Raw genomic sequence first — 19356 nt, forward strand, 5'->3', positions numbered from 1 at the left:
CCGCAGTCCATCGGAAAGTCCAGAGGCGGCTGGACGACCAAGCTTCATATGGTTGCCGCGAATGCTGAATGCGCGTTGAATTTCAGCCTCACTCCCGGCAACGCCGGCGATGCCCCCGAGGGGCGCAGGCTGCTTGTCCAGTTGGGGCCGATGCCAGCGCCGTGCAGCTTGCTTATGGATGGCGCATATGAGGGTAATGAAACGACTCGCTTGGGACGTGAGTTGGGCTTCACTCCGGTGGTGCCGCCCAATCCCAACCGACTGAAACCGTGGGAGTATGACAAAGAAGCTATACAAAAGACGTAATGAGGTAGAACGGCTTTTCAGGAGGCTCAAAGGCTTCCGCCGTGTTTTTACTCGGTTCGACAAGCTCGATGTCATGTTCCTGGCCTTTGTCGTCTTTGCGTTAATTGTTATAGCTCTGAAATAGTGTTAACGGGCCCTAGGGCATTTCAACTTTGGAATTGGCACAATTTCAAAGCGAATCTGCTCTGGCGTTGAACCGTTTGCAAAAAATTCAGCACGCCCGCATCAGCGGGCAGAAAGCCCAGCTCCGGGGCCTCGGCCGGAGTCACCCAGCGCAGATTCTGGCCTTCCGCCGGGCAGGGCTCGCCGCTGAAGGCCGTGACGTGGAAAAAGTGCAGACGCACACGAAAGCCGCGCTCCGCGTAACTGTGTTCCAGGCTCTGCCAGAAGCGGCACTCGCGCACGCCGATGCCCAGCTCCTCGGCCAGCTCGCGGGCAAGGGCCTCGGCCGGGCTCTCCCCTGCCTCCAGCTTGCCGCCGGGAAATTCCCAATAGCCTTCCAAAGGCTTGTCCGTGGGCCGCTGCGCGGCCAGAAAGCGCCCGCCGCGCCAGATGATGCCCGCAGCCACTTCAATGAGCCGCGGGCCGTCGCTCTTTTCCGTCATAATACGCCCTTGTCTGAGACAGATTTTTTGCAGCCGCTTAATGCGCAAAACCTTTGGCAAACCCCATCAAAAACCAAAGGGCAATCAGACCAAGCAAGCCCTCGGCGATCAACATACAGGCAAGAGTCATGTACCTAGTTCGCCAGGCAAGAAGAATGCCCCCCATAAACCAAGCCAGAGGCGTCACATAGGGCGTCACACAGCGAAGGCTCTCCAGTGTCCCCACAAAAGCAAGCGGATAGGCTATAACGGCCATGATCACCAGTTGCCATAACCACGAAGGTTGCTCGGCAGGCGCACTTTCTCTGTCCTGCGCAGCATCTTTTTCGTCGGCAGGCATCACATCCTCACTCAGCCCCGACTTTGATAGCCGTTATTTTTTCTTCCAGCCCCGCCATTTCTTCCAACAGGTCCTCGCCGCGCCGCTTGCATTCCTCAAAGCGCTTGAGCAGTTCGCCGGAGCGGCTGTGGTCCGCATAGACCTCGGGATCAGCCAACCGGCCTTCCACCGCGCTCTGTTCGTCCAGCACGCGGGCCAGCTCCTCTTCCAGAGCCGTATACTTGCTTTGCAGGGGTTTGAGTTCCTTGTGCAGGGCGTTGCGTTTCTCGGCCTGCTCGCGCTTGAGGCGCTTCTGCTCCTCACGTGAGAAACCGGGCGCGACCTCCCGCGCCGCTTCGGAGCTCATTTTCGGCAGGCCCGCCGCGCTCAGGGCCGCGCCGCCCCGGCTGTCCGTTCCGGCCCCGGCCAGGCGCGCCCGGCGGTCGGCGTCATAGGCCGCGAATCCGGCATGGATCGTAATGCCGTTTTCATTCAGTTCCCAGGCTTCGACCCCCACCTGCGACAAAAGCCAGCGGTCATGGGCCACCATCAGCAGGGTACCGGTGAATTTTTGCAAAGCCAGGACCAGGGCTTCGCGGCTTTCCAGATCCAAATGGTTGGTGGGCTCGTCCAGCAACAGAAAATTGCAGCGTTTCAGAAACAGGCTGGCCAGGACCAGGCGGCTTTTCTCGCCGCCGGACAGGGCGCTGACCTGGCGGTCGAAATATTCCTGCCCCAGCAGAAAGAGGCCCAGCACGCTCATGAGTTCCTCTTCCGTGGTGTGCGGGTCCGAAAGGCGGCGGATTTCGCCCAGCACCGTGGTGTCCGGGCGCAGGGTGTCCATCTGGTGCTGGGTATAGTAGCCCAGGCGCATCTGGGAGGCCGTGACCAGATTGCCGCCGCAGCGTTCCAGCTGCCCGGCCAGAATCCGGAGCAGCGTGGATTTGCCGCAGCCGTTATGCCCCACCAGGGCGATGCGCCCGCCCCGGTACAGCGTGAAGGTCAGGGGGGGCCACATGCTCTTGCCGTCCGGAAAATGAAAGGCCAGATCAGCGGCGGCCAGCACTATCTTTTCCGAGTGCGGGGCCTCGGGCCAGCTGAAATTGAGCTCCTTGCGCTTCGGCTCGGGCCGGTAATCCTCCAGCTCCTTTTCCAGCTTCTTGGCCATCTTCTGGCGCGAACCGGCTTGGCGGGCCTTGGTGGCCTTGGCCCGGAAGCGTTCCACAAAAGCCATTTTACGGTTGATCTCGTCCTGGAGGGCGCGGGCCTCGCGCTCGCGCTGGGCGTTGTATTCCTCCTGCAACGCCAGAAACTGGGTGTAGGTGGCCTTGCGGAATACCGGACGGGACAAGCCCAGATAGAGCACATGGGTGCCCACATTGTCCATGAACATGCGGTCGTGGGCCACAAAGACCAGCGCGCCCTTAAAGTCCAGCAGAAAAGACTCGAGCCACTCCACGGCTTCCATGTCCAGGTGGTTGGTGGGCTCGTCCAGCAGCAGCACGTCGGCCCCGGCCGTGAGCACGCGGGCCAGCTTGGCCCGTTCGCGCCAGCCGCCGGACAGCTCCCGCAGGGTGCGCCCCCACTTGGCCTCGGAAAAACCCAGCCCGGACAGAACGGCCTTGGCCCGGTGCTCGGGATTATAGCCGTACGTGGCTTCCAGTTCGCTCTGGCGGTGCATGAGCGCGGTCAGGCGGCTTTCGTCGCCGGATTCGGCCGCCTGCTCCCACTCGGCCCAGAAGTCGTTCCAGTCGTGGAGCACGTCCAGCACGTAGGTCAGCAGGGGCGTGTCCAGGGCTTCCTCGGACAGCTCCTGCTCCACAAAACCCAGGCGGCAGCCCTTGGGCAAAAGCACCCGGCCCCCGTCGGCGGACTCCACCCCGGCCAGCAGGCGCAGCAGGGTGGATTTGCCCGTGCCGTTGGGGCCGCAGACGCAGAGCCGCACGCCGGAATCCACCTCCAGCGAAAAATTGCTGAAGATGTCCCGGCCGCCGAATGATTTGGAAAGTTCCTGAATGGTTATCTTCACAGCCACCCCTCGCGCCGGTAGCCTTCCACGGCCTCGGCCATGCCCTCGGCCAGACTGACCCGGGGCTCGTAGCCCAGCTCCCGCCGGATGCGGGCGGCGTCGCAGAGCCAGCCCGCCTGCCGGGCCTCGCGGTATTTGTCCAGGTTCCAGTTGGGCGCGCGTTGCGGGGCCCGGCTCGGCAGGCAGCGCGACAGCCGCGCCCACAATAGTCCCCCGCTGGAGGCCAGTCCCGCCGTCACGGCCATCAGGGGCAGAGGCAGATGAATCACGCGCAGCCGGGGACGGCCCAGGGCCGCGCCCATGACGCGGCAGAAATGGGCCATGCTGTACAGGCCGCCGTCGTTGATATGGTATACGCCCCGCGCCGTATCCTTGCAGCAGAGCAGCACGGCCTGGGCCATGTCCCGCGCGTGCACGGCGGACACGGGAAAATCGCGGAACGCTCCGGGGCTCACGGCAAAGCCCCTGGCCGCGCCCTTGAAAACGGGCAGCAGGCCCTTGTCGCCGGAGCCGTAAATAATGGGCGGACGCAGGGTCACCAGCCTGTCCCCCAGGGCCCGGCCCAGAATCTGCTCCACCAGCAGCTTGGACCAGCCGTAGGCGGAAACCGGCGCGGGCACGGCATTGTCCGCCACGCCGGGCGGGCAGTCGGAAGGGCCGGTGGCCGCCAGACTGGAAACCAGCACGAAACGCGCGGGCAAGCCCTTGCCGGAGCCTTGAGCCGCGGCCTCCACGCCGGCCAGCGCCACGGCCAGAGAGCGCGCGGCCAGCGCGTTGGCCCGCAGATAGTCCTGCCAGCCCAGGCCGAACAGCAGGGCCGCCATGTGGATGACCACATCCTGCCCGGCCAGGGCTTCGGCCAGCCCCTCCCCCGTGTGCAGATCAGCGCGCGCCACGGCCACATCCGCGGGCAGATGCCCGGTGCGCGAGGCCGCGCGGGTCAGGCAGGTGACGTGCGCGCCCGCTGCCAGCAGGCGCGGCAGCAGATGACGGCCCACAAAGCCCGTGCCGCCGGTGACCAGCACCTTTTTGCCGCTCAGATGGGAAAAGCGTTCGTCCGAGGGCCGGGTCATGCGCTGATCTCCCGGCGGTATATGCGGTAGCGCTTGGTGATCCGGCCCGAAAAATCCTCAATAAGGTCGTCCACGGCCACATTGTCCTCCAGCACCCAGGAGCCTTCCACCCACTGGAAATCCGGCTTGTTGCGGGCTTTTTCCAGCATATAGTCCAGCAGCAGCAGGGGCAGGCCCAGCAGGCGGAACTCCTCCTTGATGCCGAACAGCATGATGCGGTAGCCGCCCCGGATTTCCTCCCGCGCCTGCCACCAGTGCCAGAGCGCGGACAGCCCCAGTTTGCCGTTGAGGCGCTTGAGCAGGGGGTTCATGTCCGGCAGGGCCACCATGCCCGCGGCGGGTTCGTCGTTGTGGAAGAAGAGCACGAAAAATTCCGGATCCAGGATGCCTTTGAGCTCTTTGACATGGTGCTCGGCCTCTCCGTCGGAAAGCGGCGAAAAGCCCCAGTTTTTGGCCCAGGATTCGCGGTAGATATCCAGCATGGTCCGGATGTCAGCGGCCAGTGTGGCCTTGCTGGACGTGCGGCAGGTAAAACGGGCCTCGGCCTTGAGCCGGCCCACTTCCTCCCGCAGCCAGTCCGGCGGCGACAGGCGATCGCGCTCAATGAGGTAGGCGAAAAGATCCTGTTCCTTGCGCAGATGCCAGCCTTCCAGCAGTTCCGCATAATAGGGAGGATTCCAGGGCATCATGATCACCGGAGGCAGGTCGAAGCCGTCCACCAGCAGGCCGCAGGTGTAATTGGCGGAGGGGTTCAGCGGCCCGCGCATGAAGCTCATGCCCTGGGCGGCCAGCCAGCTCCGGGCTTCGCCCAGCAGGGCGTGGGCGGCCTCCGGATCGTCCAGGCATTCGAAAAAGCCGAAGGCCCCGCAGGCCTCTCCGGCATAGGCATTGTACTTCTCGTCCACAATGGCCGCGATGCGCCCCACGGGCAGCCCGTCGCGCAAAGCCAGAAACAGCTCGCGCCGGGCCGACTCCCAGAAAGGATGCGCGCCGGGCGTGAGCAGCTCGCGGTCCTGGCTTTTGATAGGGGGCACCCAGAGAGGCTGATCCGCGTAGACGGTCCAGGGCAGGTCCACAAATGTGGTCAGCTCCTGTTCGGAGCGAACCGGAATGATACTGACGGCCATGGGCCTAGTCCATGCGCAACGCGCCGCGCAGTTCGGCGGGCGAGCGCGCCCCCAGGCGTTCGCAGGCCGCGGGCAGCTCCGCCGCCAGGGCAAAGGCGCTGTCCGGGCGCATAAAATTGGCCGTGCCCACCTGCACGGCGGCCGCGCCCACCAGAATGAATTCCAGCGCGTCCTCGGCGCTGGCGATGCCGCCCATGCCCACCACCGGAATCTTCACGGCCTGTGCCGCCTGCCAGACGCAACGCAGGGCCACGGGCTTGATGGCCGGGCCGGACAGGCCGCCCACCACATTGGCCAGGGACGGACGCCGGGTACGCAGATCCACGGCCATGCCCAGCAGGGTGTTGATGCAGGAAACGCTGTCCGCGCCCGCGTCTTCCACGCTGCGCGCCATGAGCGCGATGTCCGTGACATTGGGCGAGAGTTTGACCATCACGTGCTTGTGCGGCGCGCCCTTGCGCACGGCGGCGGTGACGGCGGCGGCCAGCTTGGGATCCTGGCCGAAGAGCACGCCGCCCTCCTTGACGTTGGGGCAGGAAACATTGACTTCCAGCGCGGCCACGCCTTCCTCGCCGTCCAGACGCGCGGCCAGTTCCCCGAATTCCGCCGGGGAGGTGGCGTACATATTGGCGATGATCGGCGTTTCCCGCCAGGGCAGATGGGGCAGCTTGTCCCGACAGAAGACCTCCACCCCGTCGTTCTGCAGGCCCACGGCATTGAGCATGCCCGCCGTGGTTTCCACAATGCGCGGGCAGGGATTGCCCTCGCGCGGCTTGAGGGACAGACCCTTGACCACGATGCCGCCCAGGGCCGCCAGATCGCCGTAAGGCGCGAACTCCACGCCGTAGCCGAAGGTGCCCGATGCCGTGAGCACCGGATTTTTCAATTTGAGATCGTGGGTTTGCCCCTTGAGGGTGACGGAAAGGTCCATGCTGTTTCCCGGTTGTAAAAACGCTTGAGCTTCAGTTTTGTTCCATTCTGGCATACCCAACAAACCGCGTCGGCATGATCGGCGCGGCTGTTTTTTGTTCGCTGGCAAGGAAAACGAGCTTTTTTACGGAGGGAGTGTACTCTTATGGTACTCGACCGAAATAAAAAGCGAAGTTTGACAAAGCCAGCGGGCAAAAGGCAGTTGCGCCTACAATTCGATGTGGTGGGACCAGAACACCGGCCCCTGATTGCACACCTGAATCAGGCCGCCGCGCTTGGCGGGCACCGGCCAGGCATCCGTGGTGCGGGCCACGCAGCCGAGACAGGCGCCCACGCCGCAGCCCATGCGGTTTTCCAGCGAAAGCTGGGTGCGCACGCCCAGTTCCCCGGCGAATTTCCGCACAGTGCGCAAAAACGGCAGGGGCCCGCAGGCCAGCACCAAGCCGTTTTGTTCGGCGTATTCGCGCATGCGCTCCTGCAGGGAAAAAATGAAATTGTCCAGATCGCCGGACGTATGCTCGCGCAGGCTGTCCAGAGGCACATGCTCGTTGATGCTGTCCACCGGATAGCAGCTGATGGGCTCGCGGTGGCCGAAGAGCATGGTCACGTTCCAGGGTTTGGGATGCTCGTTGACGTAACCCACAAAGGGGACGATGCCCATACCCCCGGCCAGCAGCAGGGTGGGCGTGTCCGGCTCCACGGCAAAGCTGTTGCCCAAGGGCCCCCAGACCCGCACCATATCGCCGGCCTTGAGTTCGGCCATGCGCCGGGTGCCGCGCCCCTGAACCTGGAAAAAACAGATCATGTGACGGGCGGTCATGTGGCAGATGCCCAAGGGACGAGCCCAGGGAATTTCCAGGCCGAACGAGGTGGGCCGGACCATGACGAACTGGCCGGGGCGCCACTGCTCCCATTCGGGATGGGTCAGACGCAGGGCGAAGAAGCGGCTTTCCTGGCCGGTCTGGCCGAAGGGCACCAGATCCAGCACCGTGAGCAATGAAGAACGCGGCTGGGACATGTTCTGTTCTATAAACCCACTTGCCGGGACGGTCAACCGAGGCCCGCGGGCCTCCCAAGACAATCGAATGGCTGTTTCAGCCGTCGGATATTCGTAAAGCGGGTCTTCCTTGCTTGTTTCCGCGAACTCAGACGGCACTGTTGGCAAGAGGGCGGGGGCTGATTTTGCGGGAATTTTGCAAAATCGGCGGTTTTTTCGTGCGGCCAAGGCAGCGGCGCCCGCGCGGGAAAGACAAGAGGTCTGCCACAGATGCGGATATGCTTGAGAAGGCAGCGGCGCCCGCGCGGGAAAGACGGATTTTGTTAAAATAGCCGTAAAGTGACAGGAAGGCTGACGCAGGCATACTCTTCTCTTTCGCTCCGGGACAACAATGTTCATCCCGTTCATGAGATTGCCCCGGCCCGACCCCGGCGCGGGGCTTTTCATGCGCGGCCCGACGCTGTAGCATAAGCCCCGTTCCCCACCAGGAACAGGAGATACGCCATGCAAGCCATATACGCCGCCCGCCGCGAACGTCTGCGCCGGGCCATGCGCGCCAGAGGCCTGGACGCCCTGCTGGTCAGCCAGGCGGCCAACCGTTTTTATCTTTCAGGTTTTGAACTGCACGATCCGCAGTGCAATGAAAGCGCGGGCCGACTGGTCGTCACGGCCGACGGCTGGGACTGGCTGGCTACCGACGCCCGCTATCTGGATGCGGCGGCCCGGCTCTGGGATCAGGAACGCATCTTTATCTACGGCGGCGACGCCGCCAAAGACCTGCACAGCCTGCTGCGGCGCTGCGGCGGGCGCGTGGGCCTGGAGGCGCGGGGCGTCAGCCTTGCCTTTGCCCGGGCACTGGACCAGGCCGGGGCCGGCCCTCGGTTTGAAGCCGCCGACGGCCTGGTGGAGCACTTGCGCCGGATCAAGGAGCCCTGCGAAATCGCGGCGCTGGAACGTTCTTTCGCCCTCAATCACAAGCTCTTGCAATGGGTGGAGGGTCAACTGGAACCGGGCAGGACTGAAAAAGAACTGAGCTGGGCTATTGAGCGCTTTTTCCGCGAGAACGGGGCCGGGGAACTGGCCTTTGCCAATATCGTGGCCGTGGGCCGCAACGCGGCGCTGCCCCACGCCATCCCCGGCGAGGACGCGGTCACGGAGAACTGCCTGGTGCTCATCGACGTGGGGTGCCGGGTGGACGCGTATTGTTCGGACCAGACGCGCACGTTCTGGGCGGGCGACGCGCCCGCGCCGGAGTTCAGGCGCACCCTGGCCCTGGTGCGCGAGGCCCAGGAAGCGGCCCTGAAAAAAATGCGGCCCGGCCTGTCCCTGCGCGAAGTCTATGCCCTGGCCCGCGCGGTCTTTGAAAAGGCCGGGGTCGCGGAGGCTTTCACCCACGGCCTGGGCCACGGCGTGGGCCTGGAAACCCACGAGGCCCCCAGCCTGTCCCCGCGCGCCGAAGGGGTGCTGGAGCCGGGCATGGTGGTCACGGTGGAACCGGGCCTGTATTACTCCGCCTGGGGCGGCGTGCGCTGGGAATACACCGTTCTGGTGGAGGAAGGCGGCGTGCGGATTTTGTGACGCGTGTCGTCACGTCATGACGAGACGCTCGGGGGAGCGCCCCTGAAAGTTTCGGTGCAAAGGAGCCCGCATGGCGGCGATTTTTCTGGTGGGAGCCCGCGCGGCGGGCAAAACAACGGTAGGCCTGGAACTGGCCCGCCTGCTTGATTGTGCTTTTGTGGACACAGACCGGCATTTGCGCGAGCGACTGGGCCGCTCCGTGGCCGAGGTGGTGTCCGCCGAAGGCTGGTCGGGCTTCCGGGCCCATGAAAGCGCGGTCCTGCGCGAAGTGGCCGCCCTGCACGCCCAGGGCGGCGCGGTCATCGCCACAGGCGGCGGCATGGTTCTGGATCCGGAAAACCGTCGTTTCATGCGCGCCCAGGGTACGGTTTTCTATCTGGCCGCCCCGGCGGAAGCCCTGGCCCGGCGCCTGGCCCGCGATCCCCTGGCCGAACAGCGCCCCTCCCTGACCGGACTGGGTATTGCCGAAGAAATGCAGCTGGTTCTGGACGAGCGCCGCCCACTCTATGAAGACGCCGCCCACCATATCCTGGACGCCACGGCGGAACCGGCCATCGTCTGCGTCGAGGCGTTACGTCTCCTGGGCCGGAACTGAAGGCGGCCCGCCGCATGTCCAGCGCCGCCGCGCCGCTTGTCTCCGTCATCCTGCCTGTGTACAACGCCGCTTCCGGCCTGGGGGCGGCGTTGAGCAGCCTTTGGGCCCAGCGTCCCGCGCCGGGCGCGCCTCTGCCGCCCTTTGAAGTGCTGGCCGTGGACGACGGATCCACGGACCACAGCCCCGCCCTGCTGGAAGCCGCGGCCCGGCGCGAACCCCGGCTGCGCGTGCTCCGCCGTCCCCACCAGGGCATCGCCGCAACGCTCAATGCCGGACTGGCGGCGGCGCGGGGCCGTTATCTGGCCCGCATGGACGCCGACGACACGACCCATCCGGAACGCCTGGCCCGACAGGTTGCGCATCTGGACGCCGATCCCGGCCTGCACCTTTCAGCCGGTATGGTGGATTTCGGCGGCGACGCGGTCCGGGCCGGGGGCTTCGCCCATTTCGTGGACTGGCAGAACAGCCTGCGCTCATCAGAGGATATCGCCCGCAACCGCTTCCGGGATACGCCGGTCTGCCATCCCTCGGTCATGTTCCGGCGCGCGGCCGTGGAACGCTGGGGAGGCTACGCGGACGGCGATTTTGCCGAGGACTGGGAACTCTGGCTGCGCTGGCTGGACGCGGGCGCGCGCCTGGAAAAGTTGCCGTTGCGCCTCCTGGCCTGGAACGACCCGCCCGGACGGGCCACCCGCGCCGACGCCCGCTACCGCGAAGCGGCCTGCAATGAACTGCGCGCCCTCTGGCTGGCCCGCGAACTGGCCCGCAGCAATCCTTTCCACCCCGAGGTCTGGGTGCTGGGCGCCGGGCGCGTGGCCCGGCGGCGGCTGGCCCCGCTCCGGCGACTCGGCGTGCGGCCCGCGGCCTATATCGACATTGATCCCCGCAAAATAGGCAACCGTCCGGGCGGCATAGCCGTTTTGCCCCGCGCGGCCCTGCCAGGGCCGGGACGCTGCCGCATCCTCAACGCGCTCACGGCCCACGGCGCGGCCGAAGAGGCGGCTGGCTGGCTGTCGGAGGCCGGGTACGGCCCCGAGGACTGGTGGCTCTCCTGAAAGGCTCGCTCGCCCCCTTTTGGCACACAGCCCGCAATGCCTTGTTACGCGCGACTTTTCAGACTTTTTTCCACTTTTCCGGACAAACTTTTTTGTGAACTTTGCGAAATTTGTCACCAATACCCTTTGACATAACAGGGCTGTGGCGCTATGGTGCAAGGGCTTTATGTATCAAATCCTTCACACCGCCATTTTTAGGGAGGATGCGGCATGCTGGATCTCAATATCACCCTGGTCTTTCAGTTGGTGAACTTCTTTATCGCCATCTTTGTACTCAACATCCTCCTGATCCGACCCATCCGCGAAATAATCAAAAAGCGCAACGGCGTCATGGACAACCTGGCCGGCGAAGCCGACAGCTTTGAGTCCCAGGCCGCCGAACGCCTCGCCAACTACGAAGCCGAACTGGCCCGTGCCCGTCAGGACGCCGGCCTTACCCGTGAGGAAGGCCGCAACGCGGGCCTGACGGAACAGCAGGGCATCGTGGGCACGGCCCAGAAGAGCGCCCGCGACATCCTGGCCGACACCCGCCGCAGTCTGCGGGGTCAGGCCGAGGCCACGCTGAGCGAGCTGCGCAATCAGGTGAGTGATTTTTCCGCCCGCTTGGCCGACCGCCTGATCAAGGGCTGATCCCGGTTTTTCACTGCGGCCCGCCGGTACCCTTTTGCGGGGTTGCCCGGCTGTCGCGCCCGGCGCACGGGCACGCTTTGGATCATTTCTCAGACCGTTTAGGGGGTGTGTTTTGAGCAAATGGAAACACTTCGGGCTTGTCCTGCCGCTGGCGCTGGTCTTTGCCGTGGCCGCCACGCAAGCAGTCGCCGCTGAAGCCGGGCACGCAGCGCCGCGCTGGGGCGATTTCGGCTGGCGCGTGCTCAACTTCGTGATCTTCGCGGGCATCCTCTGGTATTTCGTGGGCGGGCTGGCCAAGAAGTTCTTCAAGGGCCGCCGCCAGTTGATCCGGGACACCCTGGACGACCTGGAAGAGCGCCGCGCCAAGGCCAGAGAGCATCTGGCCGCCGTGGAAGCGCGCATTGCCCGTCTGGATGAGGAACGCAAGGCCATCCTGGAAGAAAGCCGGGTCCAGGCCGAAAACCTCAAACAGGGCATCATGGAAGAGGCGCGCCGCCAGGCCGAGCAGATCGTGGAACAGGCCCGCCTTACCGCCGAGAACGAAGGGCGCTCCGTGCTGGCTGAAGTGCGCGCCGCCCTTGCCGACGAAATCGTGGGCGCGGCCGAAAAAGCCCTGCGCGACAAGCTGGGCGACGGTGAACACGACAAACTTATCGCCAACTCCCTTAACAAGGTGGTGCTCCATTGACTGACACCGTGGTTGCACGCAGATACGCCAACGCCATCTTTGCGTTGAGCCGTAAGGAAGGGGACGACGCCCTCACCCGGCACGGGGATTGCCTCGCGACCCTGGGTGGGATGATCGCCGCCGCGCCGGGACTGGACATGACCCTGAAAAGTCCGGTCATCAGCGTGGAAGAGAAAAAGGCGGTCATGGGCAAACTGCTGGATAAGCTCAAAGCCGACCAGATCATGCGCAACTTCTGTTTCCTGTTGGCCGACAAGGAACGCCTGGCCTTCCTGCGTGAGATCGCCAACTGGTACGGCAAACTGCTGGATGAGGCCAAAGGCGTGATCCGCGGACGGCTGACCACCGCCGTGAAACTTTCCGCCGCCAAACAGGCTGAGCTCAAGGCCGCGCTGCAGGAAAAAAGCGGCGCCGACATTGAGCTGACCTTCGCCGTGGACAAAGACATCCTTGGGGGTATGGTGCTCAACATGGGAGATCGGGTGCTGGACGCAAGTCTGCGCGCACAATTGGGGATCCTGCGGGAGACTTTCAAGAGGGGTGAATAGCACATGCAGATCAAAGCGGAAGAGATAAGCAAGATCATTGAGGATCAAATCCAAAACTACGAGCAGCGCGTGGAAATGAGCGAAACCGGCACCGTCCTCTACGTCGGTGACGGCATCGCCCGCGTCCACGGAGTGCAGAACGCCATGTCCATGGAACTGCTGGAATTCCCCGGCGGCGTCATGGGTATGGTGCTCAACCTCGAAGAGGACAACGTGGGCGTCGCCCTGCTCGGTTCGGACGTGGGCATCAAGGAAGGCGACCCGGTCAAGCGTACCGGCAAGATCTTCTCCGTGCCCGTGGGCGACAAGGTCATGGGCCGCGTGCTCAACCCCCTGGGTGAGCCCATCGACGGTCTCGGACCCATCGAAGCCACGGAAGTGCGTCCTGTGGAAATCAAGGCCCCCGGCATCATCGCCCGCAAAAGCGTGCATGAGCCCATGCCCACGGGCCTGAAAGCCATCGACGCCATGACGCCCATCGGGCGCGGCCAGCGCGAGCTGATCATCGGCGACCGCCAGACCGGTAAAACCGCCGTGTGTCTCGACGCCATCCTGGCCCAGAAAGAGACCGACATCCACTGTTTCTACGTGGCTATCGGCCAGAAGAAGGCTTCGGTGGCGCTGGTGGCCGACACGCTGCGCAAGTACGGCGCGCTGGAGTACACCACCATCATTTCGGCCACGGCCTCCGACCCGGCCCCGTTGCAGTACATCGCGGCCTACACCGGCTGCACCATGGCCGAGTACTACCGCGACGGCGGCAAGCACGCCCTGATCATTTACGACGACCTTTCCAAGCAGGCCGTGGCTTACCGCCAGATGTCCCTGCTGCTCCGTCGCCCGCCCGGACGTGAAGCTTTCCCCGGCGACGTCTTCTATCTGCACTCGCGCCTGTTGGAACGCGCGGCCAAGGTCAACGACAGCCTGGGCGCCGGTTCCCTGACGGCTCTGCCGATCATTGAAACCCAGGCCGGCGACGTCTCCGCCTACATCCCGACCAACGTGATCTCCATCACCGACGGTCAGGTTTATCTGGAGCCGAACCTGTTCAACGCCGGTGTGCGTCCGGCCATCAACGTGGGCCTTTCCGTGTCCCGCGTGGGCGGTGCGGCCCAGATCAAGGCCATGAAACAGGTAGCGGGCACCATGCGCCTGGACCTCGCCCAGTACCGCGAACTGGCGGCTTTCGCCCAGTTCGGCTCGGATCTGGACAAGGGTACCAAGGCCAAGCTGGACCGCGGCGCGCGCCTGGTGGAGCTGCTCAAGCAGCCCCAGTACCAGCCCATGCCCGCCCAGGAACAGGTGGCTTCCATCTGGGCCGCCACACGCGGGCACATGGACGACGTGCCGGTGGATCAGGTCCGCCGCTTTGAAACCGAGATGCTGACCTTCCTGCGCGACACCAGGAAGGACGTGCTGGACGCCATTAAAGACAAAAAAGTCATTGACGAGGCTGTGGAAAGCGCGCTCACCGAAGCCGTTGCCGCCTTCAAGCAGGGCTGGCAGGCCTAAGGCCGCCAAACGGGAGACCTAGCATGCCTTCACTCAAAGACGTAAAAATGAAGATCGTAGGGGTCGGCAAGACCAAGCAGATCACCAAGGCCATGAATATGGTGGCCTCGGCCAAGCTGCGCGGCGCCCAGGCCCGTATCGAGCGCTTCAGACCCTACGCGGCCAAATACCGCCAGGTGCTCGGCGAACTGTCGCGCAAGGTGGAGGGCAACGCCCATCCCCTGCTGGCCGAGCATGAGGAAAAGAAAAACTGCGCCATCGTCATGGTCACCTCGGACCGCGGCCTGTGCGGCAGCTTCAACGGCAACATCATCAGTGCCGCCCTGAAGCTCGCCAAGGAGAAAACAGCGGCCGGCATGCAGGTCAGTTTCGCCTGCGTGGGCCGCAAGGGCCGCGACACGGTACGCAAAAGCGATTACGCCATGCTCTCCTCCTATGGCGACCGCATGGGCAGCATTGACTTCGCCCTGGCCAGCTCCGTGGCCCAGGAGGTCATTCACGGCTATGAAACCCTGGCCTTTGACGAAGTCTGGCTGGTGTACGGCGAATTCGTGTCCATGGGACACCAGCCGCCGCGCACGCTCTGCCTGCTGCCGTTGAAGACGCCGGAGGCCGAAGAAATCGCTGAGGAGGCCGGTGAAGCCCGTTGCGAGTATGTGTACGAGCCGCATGAGGAAAAGCTGCTGGCGGAACTTCTGCCGCGCTACGTCAAAGTGCAGGTCTACCGTGGCCTTCTGGACACCTCGGCCAGCGAGCACGCCGCCCGCATGGCCGCCATGGACAACGCCACGCGCAACTGCAACGAGATGATCAACATGCTGACCCTGCTCTACAACAAGACGCGGCAGGCTTCCATTACCAGCGAACTCATCGACATCGTCGGCGGCGCGGAAGCGCTGAACGGTTAAGGAGCCCAAACATGAGCAAAAACATCGGTAAAGTCGTTCAGGTTATCGGCGCCGTGGTGGACGTTGAGTTCAGCGACGGCAACCTGCCGGATATCTTCACCGCCCTGGAGATAAAAAACCCGAACAACAGCGACGCTCCGGATCTGATCTGTGAAGTGGCGCAGCACCTGGGCGACAACGTCGTGCGCACCATCGCCATGGACGCCACCGAAGGTCTGGTGCGCGGCATGGACGTGGTGGACACGGGCCAGCCCATTATGGTGCCCGTGGGCAAAGCCGCGGTGGGCCGCATCCTCAACGTCATCGGCCGCCCGGTGGACGAACTGGGCCCGGTCAATGCCGAAAAGTACTACCCCATCCACCGTCCCGCTCCCGGGTTCACGGACCAGAACACCAAGGTGGAACTGCTGGAAACCGGCATCAAGGTCGTGGACCTGCTCGTTCCCTTCCCCAAGGGCGGCAAGATGGGCCTCTTCGGCGGCGCCGGCGTGGGCAAGACTGTTATCCTCATGGAGATGATCAACAACATCGCCAAACAGCACGGCGGCTCCTCGGTGTTCGCCGGTGTGGGCGAGCGCACCCGTGAGGGCAACGACCTGTACAACGAGCTCAAGGAAGCAGGCGTTCTGGAACGCGCCACGCTTGTCTACGGCCAGATGAACGAGCCTCCGGGAGCCCGCGCGCGCGTGGCCCTCACGGCTCTGGCCTGCGCCGAATACTTCCGTGACGAAGAGCACCAGGACGTGCTGCTGTTCATCGACAATATCTTCCGTTTCACCCAGGCGGGTTCGGAAGTGTCCGCCCTGCTGGGCCGCATGCCGTCGGCCGTGGGCTATCAGCCCACCCTCGGCACGGACCTGGGCGCTCTGCAGGAACGCATCACCTCCACCAACTCGGGTTCGATCACCTCGGTGCAGGCCGTGTACGTGCCCGCCGACGACTTGACCGACCCGGCCCCGGCCACGACCTTCTCGCATCTGGACGGCACCTTGGTGCTTTCCCGCCAGATCGCGGAACTGGGCATCTACCCGGCCGTGGACCCTCTGGACTCCACTTCGCGCATCCTTGACCCCAATGTGGTGGGCGAAGAGCATTACAGCGTGGCCCGGCGGGTGCAGATGGTGCTGCAGAAGTACAAGGAACTGCAGGACATCATCGCCATCTTGGGCATGGACGAACTCTCGGACGAGGACAAGCTCACCGTGGCTCGCGCCCGGCGCATCCAGCGCTTCCTCTCCCAGCCCTTCCACGTGGCCGAAACCTTCACGGGTACCCCCGGCCAGTATGTGAAGCTGGAAGACACCATCAAGGGCTTCAAGGGCATCCTGGACGGCGAGTATGACCACCTGGCCGAAGGCGACTTCTACATGCTCGGCGGTATCGAGCAGGCCGTGGCAAAGTATGAGCAGCGCAAGCTGCAAGAGGAAAACTAAGGGGCGCCGCAAAACGCGCCTTTTGCCCCTTGGGCCGCGTCCGGTTTCGGGCGCGGCCCAAGGAACAAAATGTATTTTGTGAGCGCACCTGGAAATTTTCAGGACGTGCCGGTGTAAAATGGTTTGCATGTCCGGGTATCGGGACATCAGGAGCGTAAGGAGTGACTATGGGCACGCTGCAACTGGAAGTGGTGACGCCGGACAAAACCGTGGTCAGCGCCGAGGTGGAAATGGCTGTCTGCCCCGGGGTGGAAGGCGAATTCGGGGTGCTGCCGCAGCACGTCTCCATGCTCTCGGCCCTGAAAATCGGCGATCTGCGCTATCGGGTCAACGGCAAGGATGAGAACGTCTTCATTTCCGGCGGCTTTGCCGACGTGAACAATAATGTGCTGAGCGTGCTTGCCGAATCCGCGGAACTGGCCACGGACATTGACACCGCCAGAGCTCAGGCCGCCAAGGAACGGGCCGAAAAACGCCTGTCCGCGCACGACGACAGCCTGGACGAGACGCGGGCCGAGGCCGCCCTGCAACGCGCGGTCACGCGCCTGCAGGTGGCGCAACTGCGCTGACGTACATTGCCTTAGATGCATAAAGAGCCGGAGGCATTGCCTCCGGCTCTTCTTTTTAGAGCATTCAGCACTTGAAATGCCCGTTTACGGCGAACAAAGCCCGCCTGCCCATATTTCGAGGCAAGGAGTTGCAGGCAACTCCTTGCGGAGCGGTTGACGCATTTCAAGTGTGAACCGCTTTGCCACGAACCGCAGGCCCAATTTCTAGCGGTATCTCCCGCAGCGCGCACTTTCCGCCGTTTCCTTCCCTCCCCACACCATCGACCCGCAACTGTGCGGCCCGAAAAATGCCGCTCCACCAAGTGCCGCGCCGGTCATGGACTTCGCGTAACTTTTCGCCTAAAATATTCTGTTTTCATACTCCCAGCCCTTGCAGGATAAACTATGCCCACACAGGATCGCATCCGCAATTTTTGCATCATCGCCCATATTGACCACGGCAAATCCACCCTGGCCGACCGCATTCTGGAACTCACGCGGGTGGTCAGCGCGCGTGAGGCCCGGCAGCAGTATCTGGACAGAATGGATCTGGAGCGGGAACGCGGCATCACCATCAAAGCCCAGACCGTGCGTATTCCCTATGTGGCGGCCGACGGCAAGGAGTATGAGCTCAATCTCATCGACACGCCCGGCCATGTGGACTTCAACTATGAAGTTTCGCGCTCCCTGGCCGCGTGCGAGGGTGCGCTGCTGGTGGTGGACGCCACCCAGGGCGTGGAGGCCCAGACCCTGGCCAACGTCTACCTGGCCCTGGACCACGACCACGAAATCGTCCCGGTGCTGAACAAGATCGACCTGCCCAGCGCCGAAGTGGAGCGGGTCAAGGCTGAAATCGAAGAAAGCATCGGCCTGGACTGCTCCGAGGCCCTGCCCGTGTCGGCCAAGACAGGCATGGGCGTGGACGCGGTGCTGGAAGCCATTGTGAAGCGACTGCCCGCGCCCAGGGGCAACCCGGACGCGCCGCTCAAGGCCCTGATTTTCGACTCCTGGTACGACAGCTACCAGGGCGTGGTGACGCTCTTCCGGGTGGTGGACGGCGCGGTGCGCCTGGGCGACACTATCCGGCTCATGAGCACCGGCAAGGAATACGAGGTGCTGCGCCTGGGCGTCTTCTCGCCCGAGGCCGCGGATGTGCGCGAGCTGACCGCCGGTGAAGTGGGCTTTTTGTGCGGCTCCATCAAGGAACTGGGCGACGCCCGCGTGGGCGACACCATCACCCTGGCCGACAATCCGGCCGCCGAACCCGTGCCCGGCTTCAAGGAAGTGAAGCCCATGGTCTTCTGCGGGCTCTACCCCACGGAATCCGACGACTACGAAAATCTCAAGGCCGCGCTGGAAAAGCTCCAGCTCAACGACGCGGCCTTCAGCTTTGAGCCGGAAACCTCCCAGGCTCTGGGCTTCGGCTTCCGGTGCGGCTTCCTGGGCCTGCTGCACATGGAGATCATTCAGGAACGCCTGGAACGCGAATTCGAGGTGGGCCTCATCGCCACCGCGCCCTCGGTGGTCTACAAAGTGGACACCGTGGACGGCAAAACCCTGGAAATCGACAACCCCAGTCATTTGCCGGACCCGACCAAGACCAGTGCCCTGTACGAGCCCTATGTGAGCATGGACATTCACGTGCCCAACGAATACGTGGGCAACGTCATGAAGCTCTGCGAGGAAAAGCGCGGCACGCAGAAAAACCTGCACTATCTGGCCGCCAACCGGGTGGTGGTGACCTATGAGATGCCCTTTGCCGAAATCGTCTACGACTTTTTCGACCGTCTCAAATCCGCCACGCGCGGCTACGCTTCCATGGACTATCAGCCCATCGACTACCGCGTCTCGGATCTGGTGCGCCTGGACATCCTGCTCAACGGCGAGCCCGTGGACGCCCTGGCCGTCATCGTACACCGGGACAAGGCCTATACCTACGGCCGTTCCCTGGCCCTCAAGCTCAAGCGCACCATTCCGCGCCAGCTCTTCCAGGTGGCTATTCAGGCGGCTATCGGCCAGAAGATCATCGCCCGCGAAACGGTCTCCGCCTTCCGCAAGGACGTGACCGCCAAATGCTACGGGGGCGACATCACCCGTAAGCGCAAGCTGCTGGAAAAGCAGAAGGAAGGCAAAAAGCGCATGAAGCGCATGGGCAATGTGGAATTGCCGCAGGAGGCCTTTCTGGCGGCTCTTAAAGTGGGCGACGAGTAGAACTCACGCCGTTGCACCGCCGACTCTGACAAAGAGATCCGGCACAAGCCTTTTTTCGAAATTGAGGCAGCCTCTTGAGAGGCTGCCCTTTCTTTTATCGACAATATACATTCCCAATAACTAGTATAGACCGCTATGCCAGGGCTCATACCCATTGAATATGAATATTTTTTGCTATGAATTTATATAAGCATACTGTATTTTTCCGTAAGAGAGAGAGAGAGAGAGAGAGAGAGAGAGAGAGAGAGAGAGAGATAAGTTAAA

General features: G+C 63.5%; 18 protein-coding genes and 1 pseudogene. 12 read left to right on the forward strand and 7 right to left on the reverse strand.

Features of this window, described 5'->3' with window-relative positions; all coding sequences use genetic code 11:
• Positions 1–430 (forward strand): annotated as a pseudogene (locus HMPREF1022_RS18920) (IS5 family transposase); the annotation flags it as partial.
• Positions 431–452: 22 nt separating this feature from the next.
• On the opposite strand, the gene HMPREF1022_RS10950 reads toward HMPREF1022_RS18920, so the two are convergent.
• From HMPREF1022_RS10950 to HMPREF1022_RS10980, 7 genes are all read right to left on the reverse strand, one after another.
• Positions 453–911, reverse strand: coding sequence for a (deoxy)nucleoside triphosphate pyrophosphohydrolase (locus HMPREF1022_RS10950; protein ID WP_009303139.1), 459 nt, complete (start codon positions 909–911; stop codon positions 453–455).
• 37 nt (positions 912–948) lie between these two features.
• On the reverse strand, positions 949–1251 hold the full coding sequence (locus HMPREF1022_RS10955; protein WP_008682568.1) for a hypothetical protein: 303 nt from the start codon (positions 1249–1251) through the stop codon (positions 949–951).
• Positions 1252–1258: 7 nt separating this feature from the next.
• Entirely contained in the window at positions 1259–3259 is a 2001-nt protein-coding gene (locus HMPREF1022_RS10960) for an ABC-F family ATP-binding cassette domain-containing protein (protein ID WP_009303140.1), read from the reverse strand.
• Entirely contained in the window at positions 3256–4332 is a 1077-nt protein-coding gene (locus HMPREF1022_RS10965) for an NAD-dependent epimerase/dehydratase family protein (RefSeq protein ID WP_009303141.1), read from the reverse strand. The genes HMPREF1022_RS10960 and HMPREF1022_RS10965 overlap by 4 nt, the downstream gene beginning before the upstream one ends.
• The gene (locus HMPREF1022_RS10970; protein WP_009303142.1) at positions 4329–5459 is read right to left on the reverse strand and encodes a hypothetical protein; all 1131 of its coding nucleotides are present in this window, start codon (positions 5457–5459) and stop codon (positions 4329–4331) included. Before HMPREF1022_RS10970 ends, HMPREF1022_RS10965 begins: the two co-directional genes overlap by 4 nt.
• A gap of 4 nt (positions 5460–5463) precedes the next feature.
• Complete coding sequence (locus HMPREF1022_RS10975; protein ID WP_009303143.1) at positions 5464–6390, reverse strand: dihydroorotate dehydrogenase; 927 nt, start codon at positions 6388–6390, stop codon at positions 5464–5466.
• A gap of 207 nt (positions 6391–6597) precedes the next feature.
• Positions 6598–7407 (reverse strand): iron-sulfur cluster-binding protein, encoded by an 810-nt coding sequence (locus HMPREF1022_RS10980; RefSeq protein ID WP_009303144.1) that lies wholly within the window; start codon positions 7405–7407, stop codon positions 6598–6600.
• A 483-nt stretch (positions 7408–7890) separates the two neighbouring features.
• Between HMPREF1022_RS10980 and HMPREF1022_RS10985 the strand changes: the two genes are divergently transcribed.
• From HMPREF1022_RS10985 to lepA, 11 genes are all read left to right on the forward strand, one after another.
• Positions 7891–8964 (forward strand): aminopeptidase P family protein, encoded by a 1074-nt coding sequence (locus HMPREF1022_RS10985; RefSeq protein WP_009303145.1) that lies wholly within the window; start codon positions 7891–7893, stop codon positions 8962–8964.
• A 70-nt stretch (positions 8965–9034) separates the two neighbouring features.
• On the forward strand, positions 9035–9559 hold the full coding sequence (aroL, locus tag HMPREF1022_RS10990) for a shikimate kinase AroL (RefSeq protein WP_009303146.1): 525 nt from the start codon (positions 9035–9037) through the stop codon (positions 9557–9559).
• Positions 9560–9573: 14 nt separating this feature from the next.
• The gene (locus HMPREF1022_RS10995) at positions 9574–10614 is read left to right on the forward strand and encodes a glycosyltransferase family 2 protein (protein ID WP_009303147.1); all 1041 of its coding nucleotides are present in this window, start codon (positions 9574–9576) and stop codon (positions 10612–10614) included.
• Positions 10615–10824: 210 nt separating this feature from the next.
• Positions 10825–11244 carry an ATP synthase F0 subunit B gene (locus HMPREF1022_RS11000; RefSeq protein WP_008682586.1) on the forward strand — a complete coding sequence of 140 codons (420 nt, stop codon included), beginning with the start codon at positions 10825–10827 and terminating at the stop codon, positions 11242–11244.
• Positions 11245–11356: 112 nt separating this feature from the next.
• The gene (locus HMPREF1022_RS11005; protein ID WP_008682587.1) at positions 11357–11932 is read left to right on the forward strand and encodes an ATP synthase F0 subunit B; all 576 of its coding nucleotides are present in this window, start codon (positions 11357–11359) and stop codon (positions 11930–11932) included.
• The gene (gene atpH / locus HMPREF1022_RS11010) at positions 11929–12480 is read left to right on the forward strand and encodes an ATP synthase F1 subunit delta (RefSeq protein ID WP_008682588.1); all 552 of its coding nucleotides are present in this window, start codon (positions 11929–11931) and stop codon (positions 12478–12480) included. Before HMPREF1022_RS11005 ends, atpH begins: the two co-directional genes overlap by 4 nt.
• Before the next feature lie 3 nt (positions 12481–12483).
• Positions 12484–13992: a F0F1 ATP synthase subunit alpha gene (gene atpA / locus HMPREF1022_RS11015; RefSeq protein WP_008682590.1), complete on the forward strand. Its 1509-nt coding sequence runs from the start codon at positions 12484–12486 to the stop codon at positions 13990–13992.
• A gap of 23 nt (positions 13993–14015) precedes the next feature.
• Positions 14016–14900, forward strand: a complete 885-nt coding sequence (locus HMPREF1022_RS11020) for a F0F1 ATP synthase subunit gamma (RefSeq protein ID WP_008682592.1) — start codon at positions 14016–14018, stop codon at positions 14898–14900.
• A gap of 11 nt (positions 14901–14911) precedes the next feature.
• On the forward strand, positions 14912–16333 hold the full coding sequence (atpD, locus tag HMPREF1022_RS11025; RefSeq protein ID WP_008682594.1) for a F0F1 ATP synthase subunit beta: 1422 nt from the start codon (positions 14912–14914) through the stop codon (positions 16331–16333).
• Between the two features lie 167 nt (positions 16334–16500).
• Complete coding sequence (locus HMPREF1022_RS11030) at positions 16501–16902, forward strand: F0F1 ATP synthase subunit epsilon (RefSeq protein ID WP_009303148.1); 402 nt, start codon at positions 16501–16503, stop codon at positions 16900–16902.
• A 384-nt stretch (positions 16903–17286) separates the two neighbouring features.
• Positions 17287–19092, forward strand: a complete 1806-nt coding sequence (lepA, locus tag HMPREF1022_RS11035; RefSeq protein WP_008682600.1) for a translation elongation factor 4 — start codon at positions 17287–17289, stop codon at positions 19090–19092.
• Positions 19093–19356: the final 264 nt, after the last annotated feature.

The organism is Desulfovibrio sp. 6_1_46AFAA (assembly GCF_000224635.1).
Classification (GTDB): domain Bacteria; phylum Desulfobacterota; class Desulfovibrionia; order Desulfovibrionales; family Desulfovibrionaceae; genus Desulfovibrio; species Desulfovibrio fairfieldensis.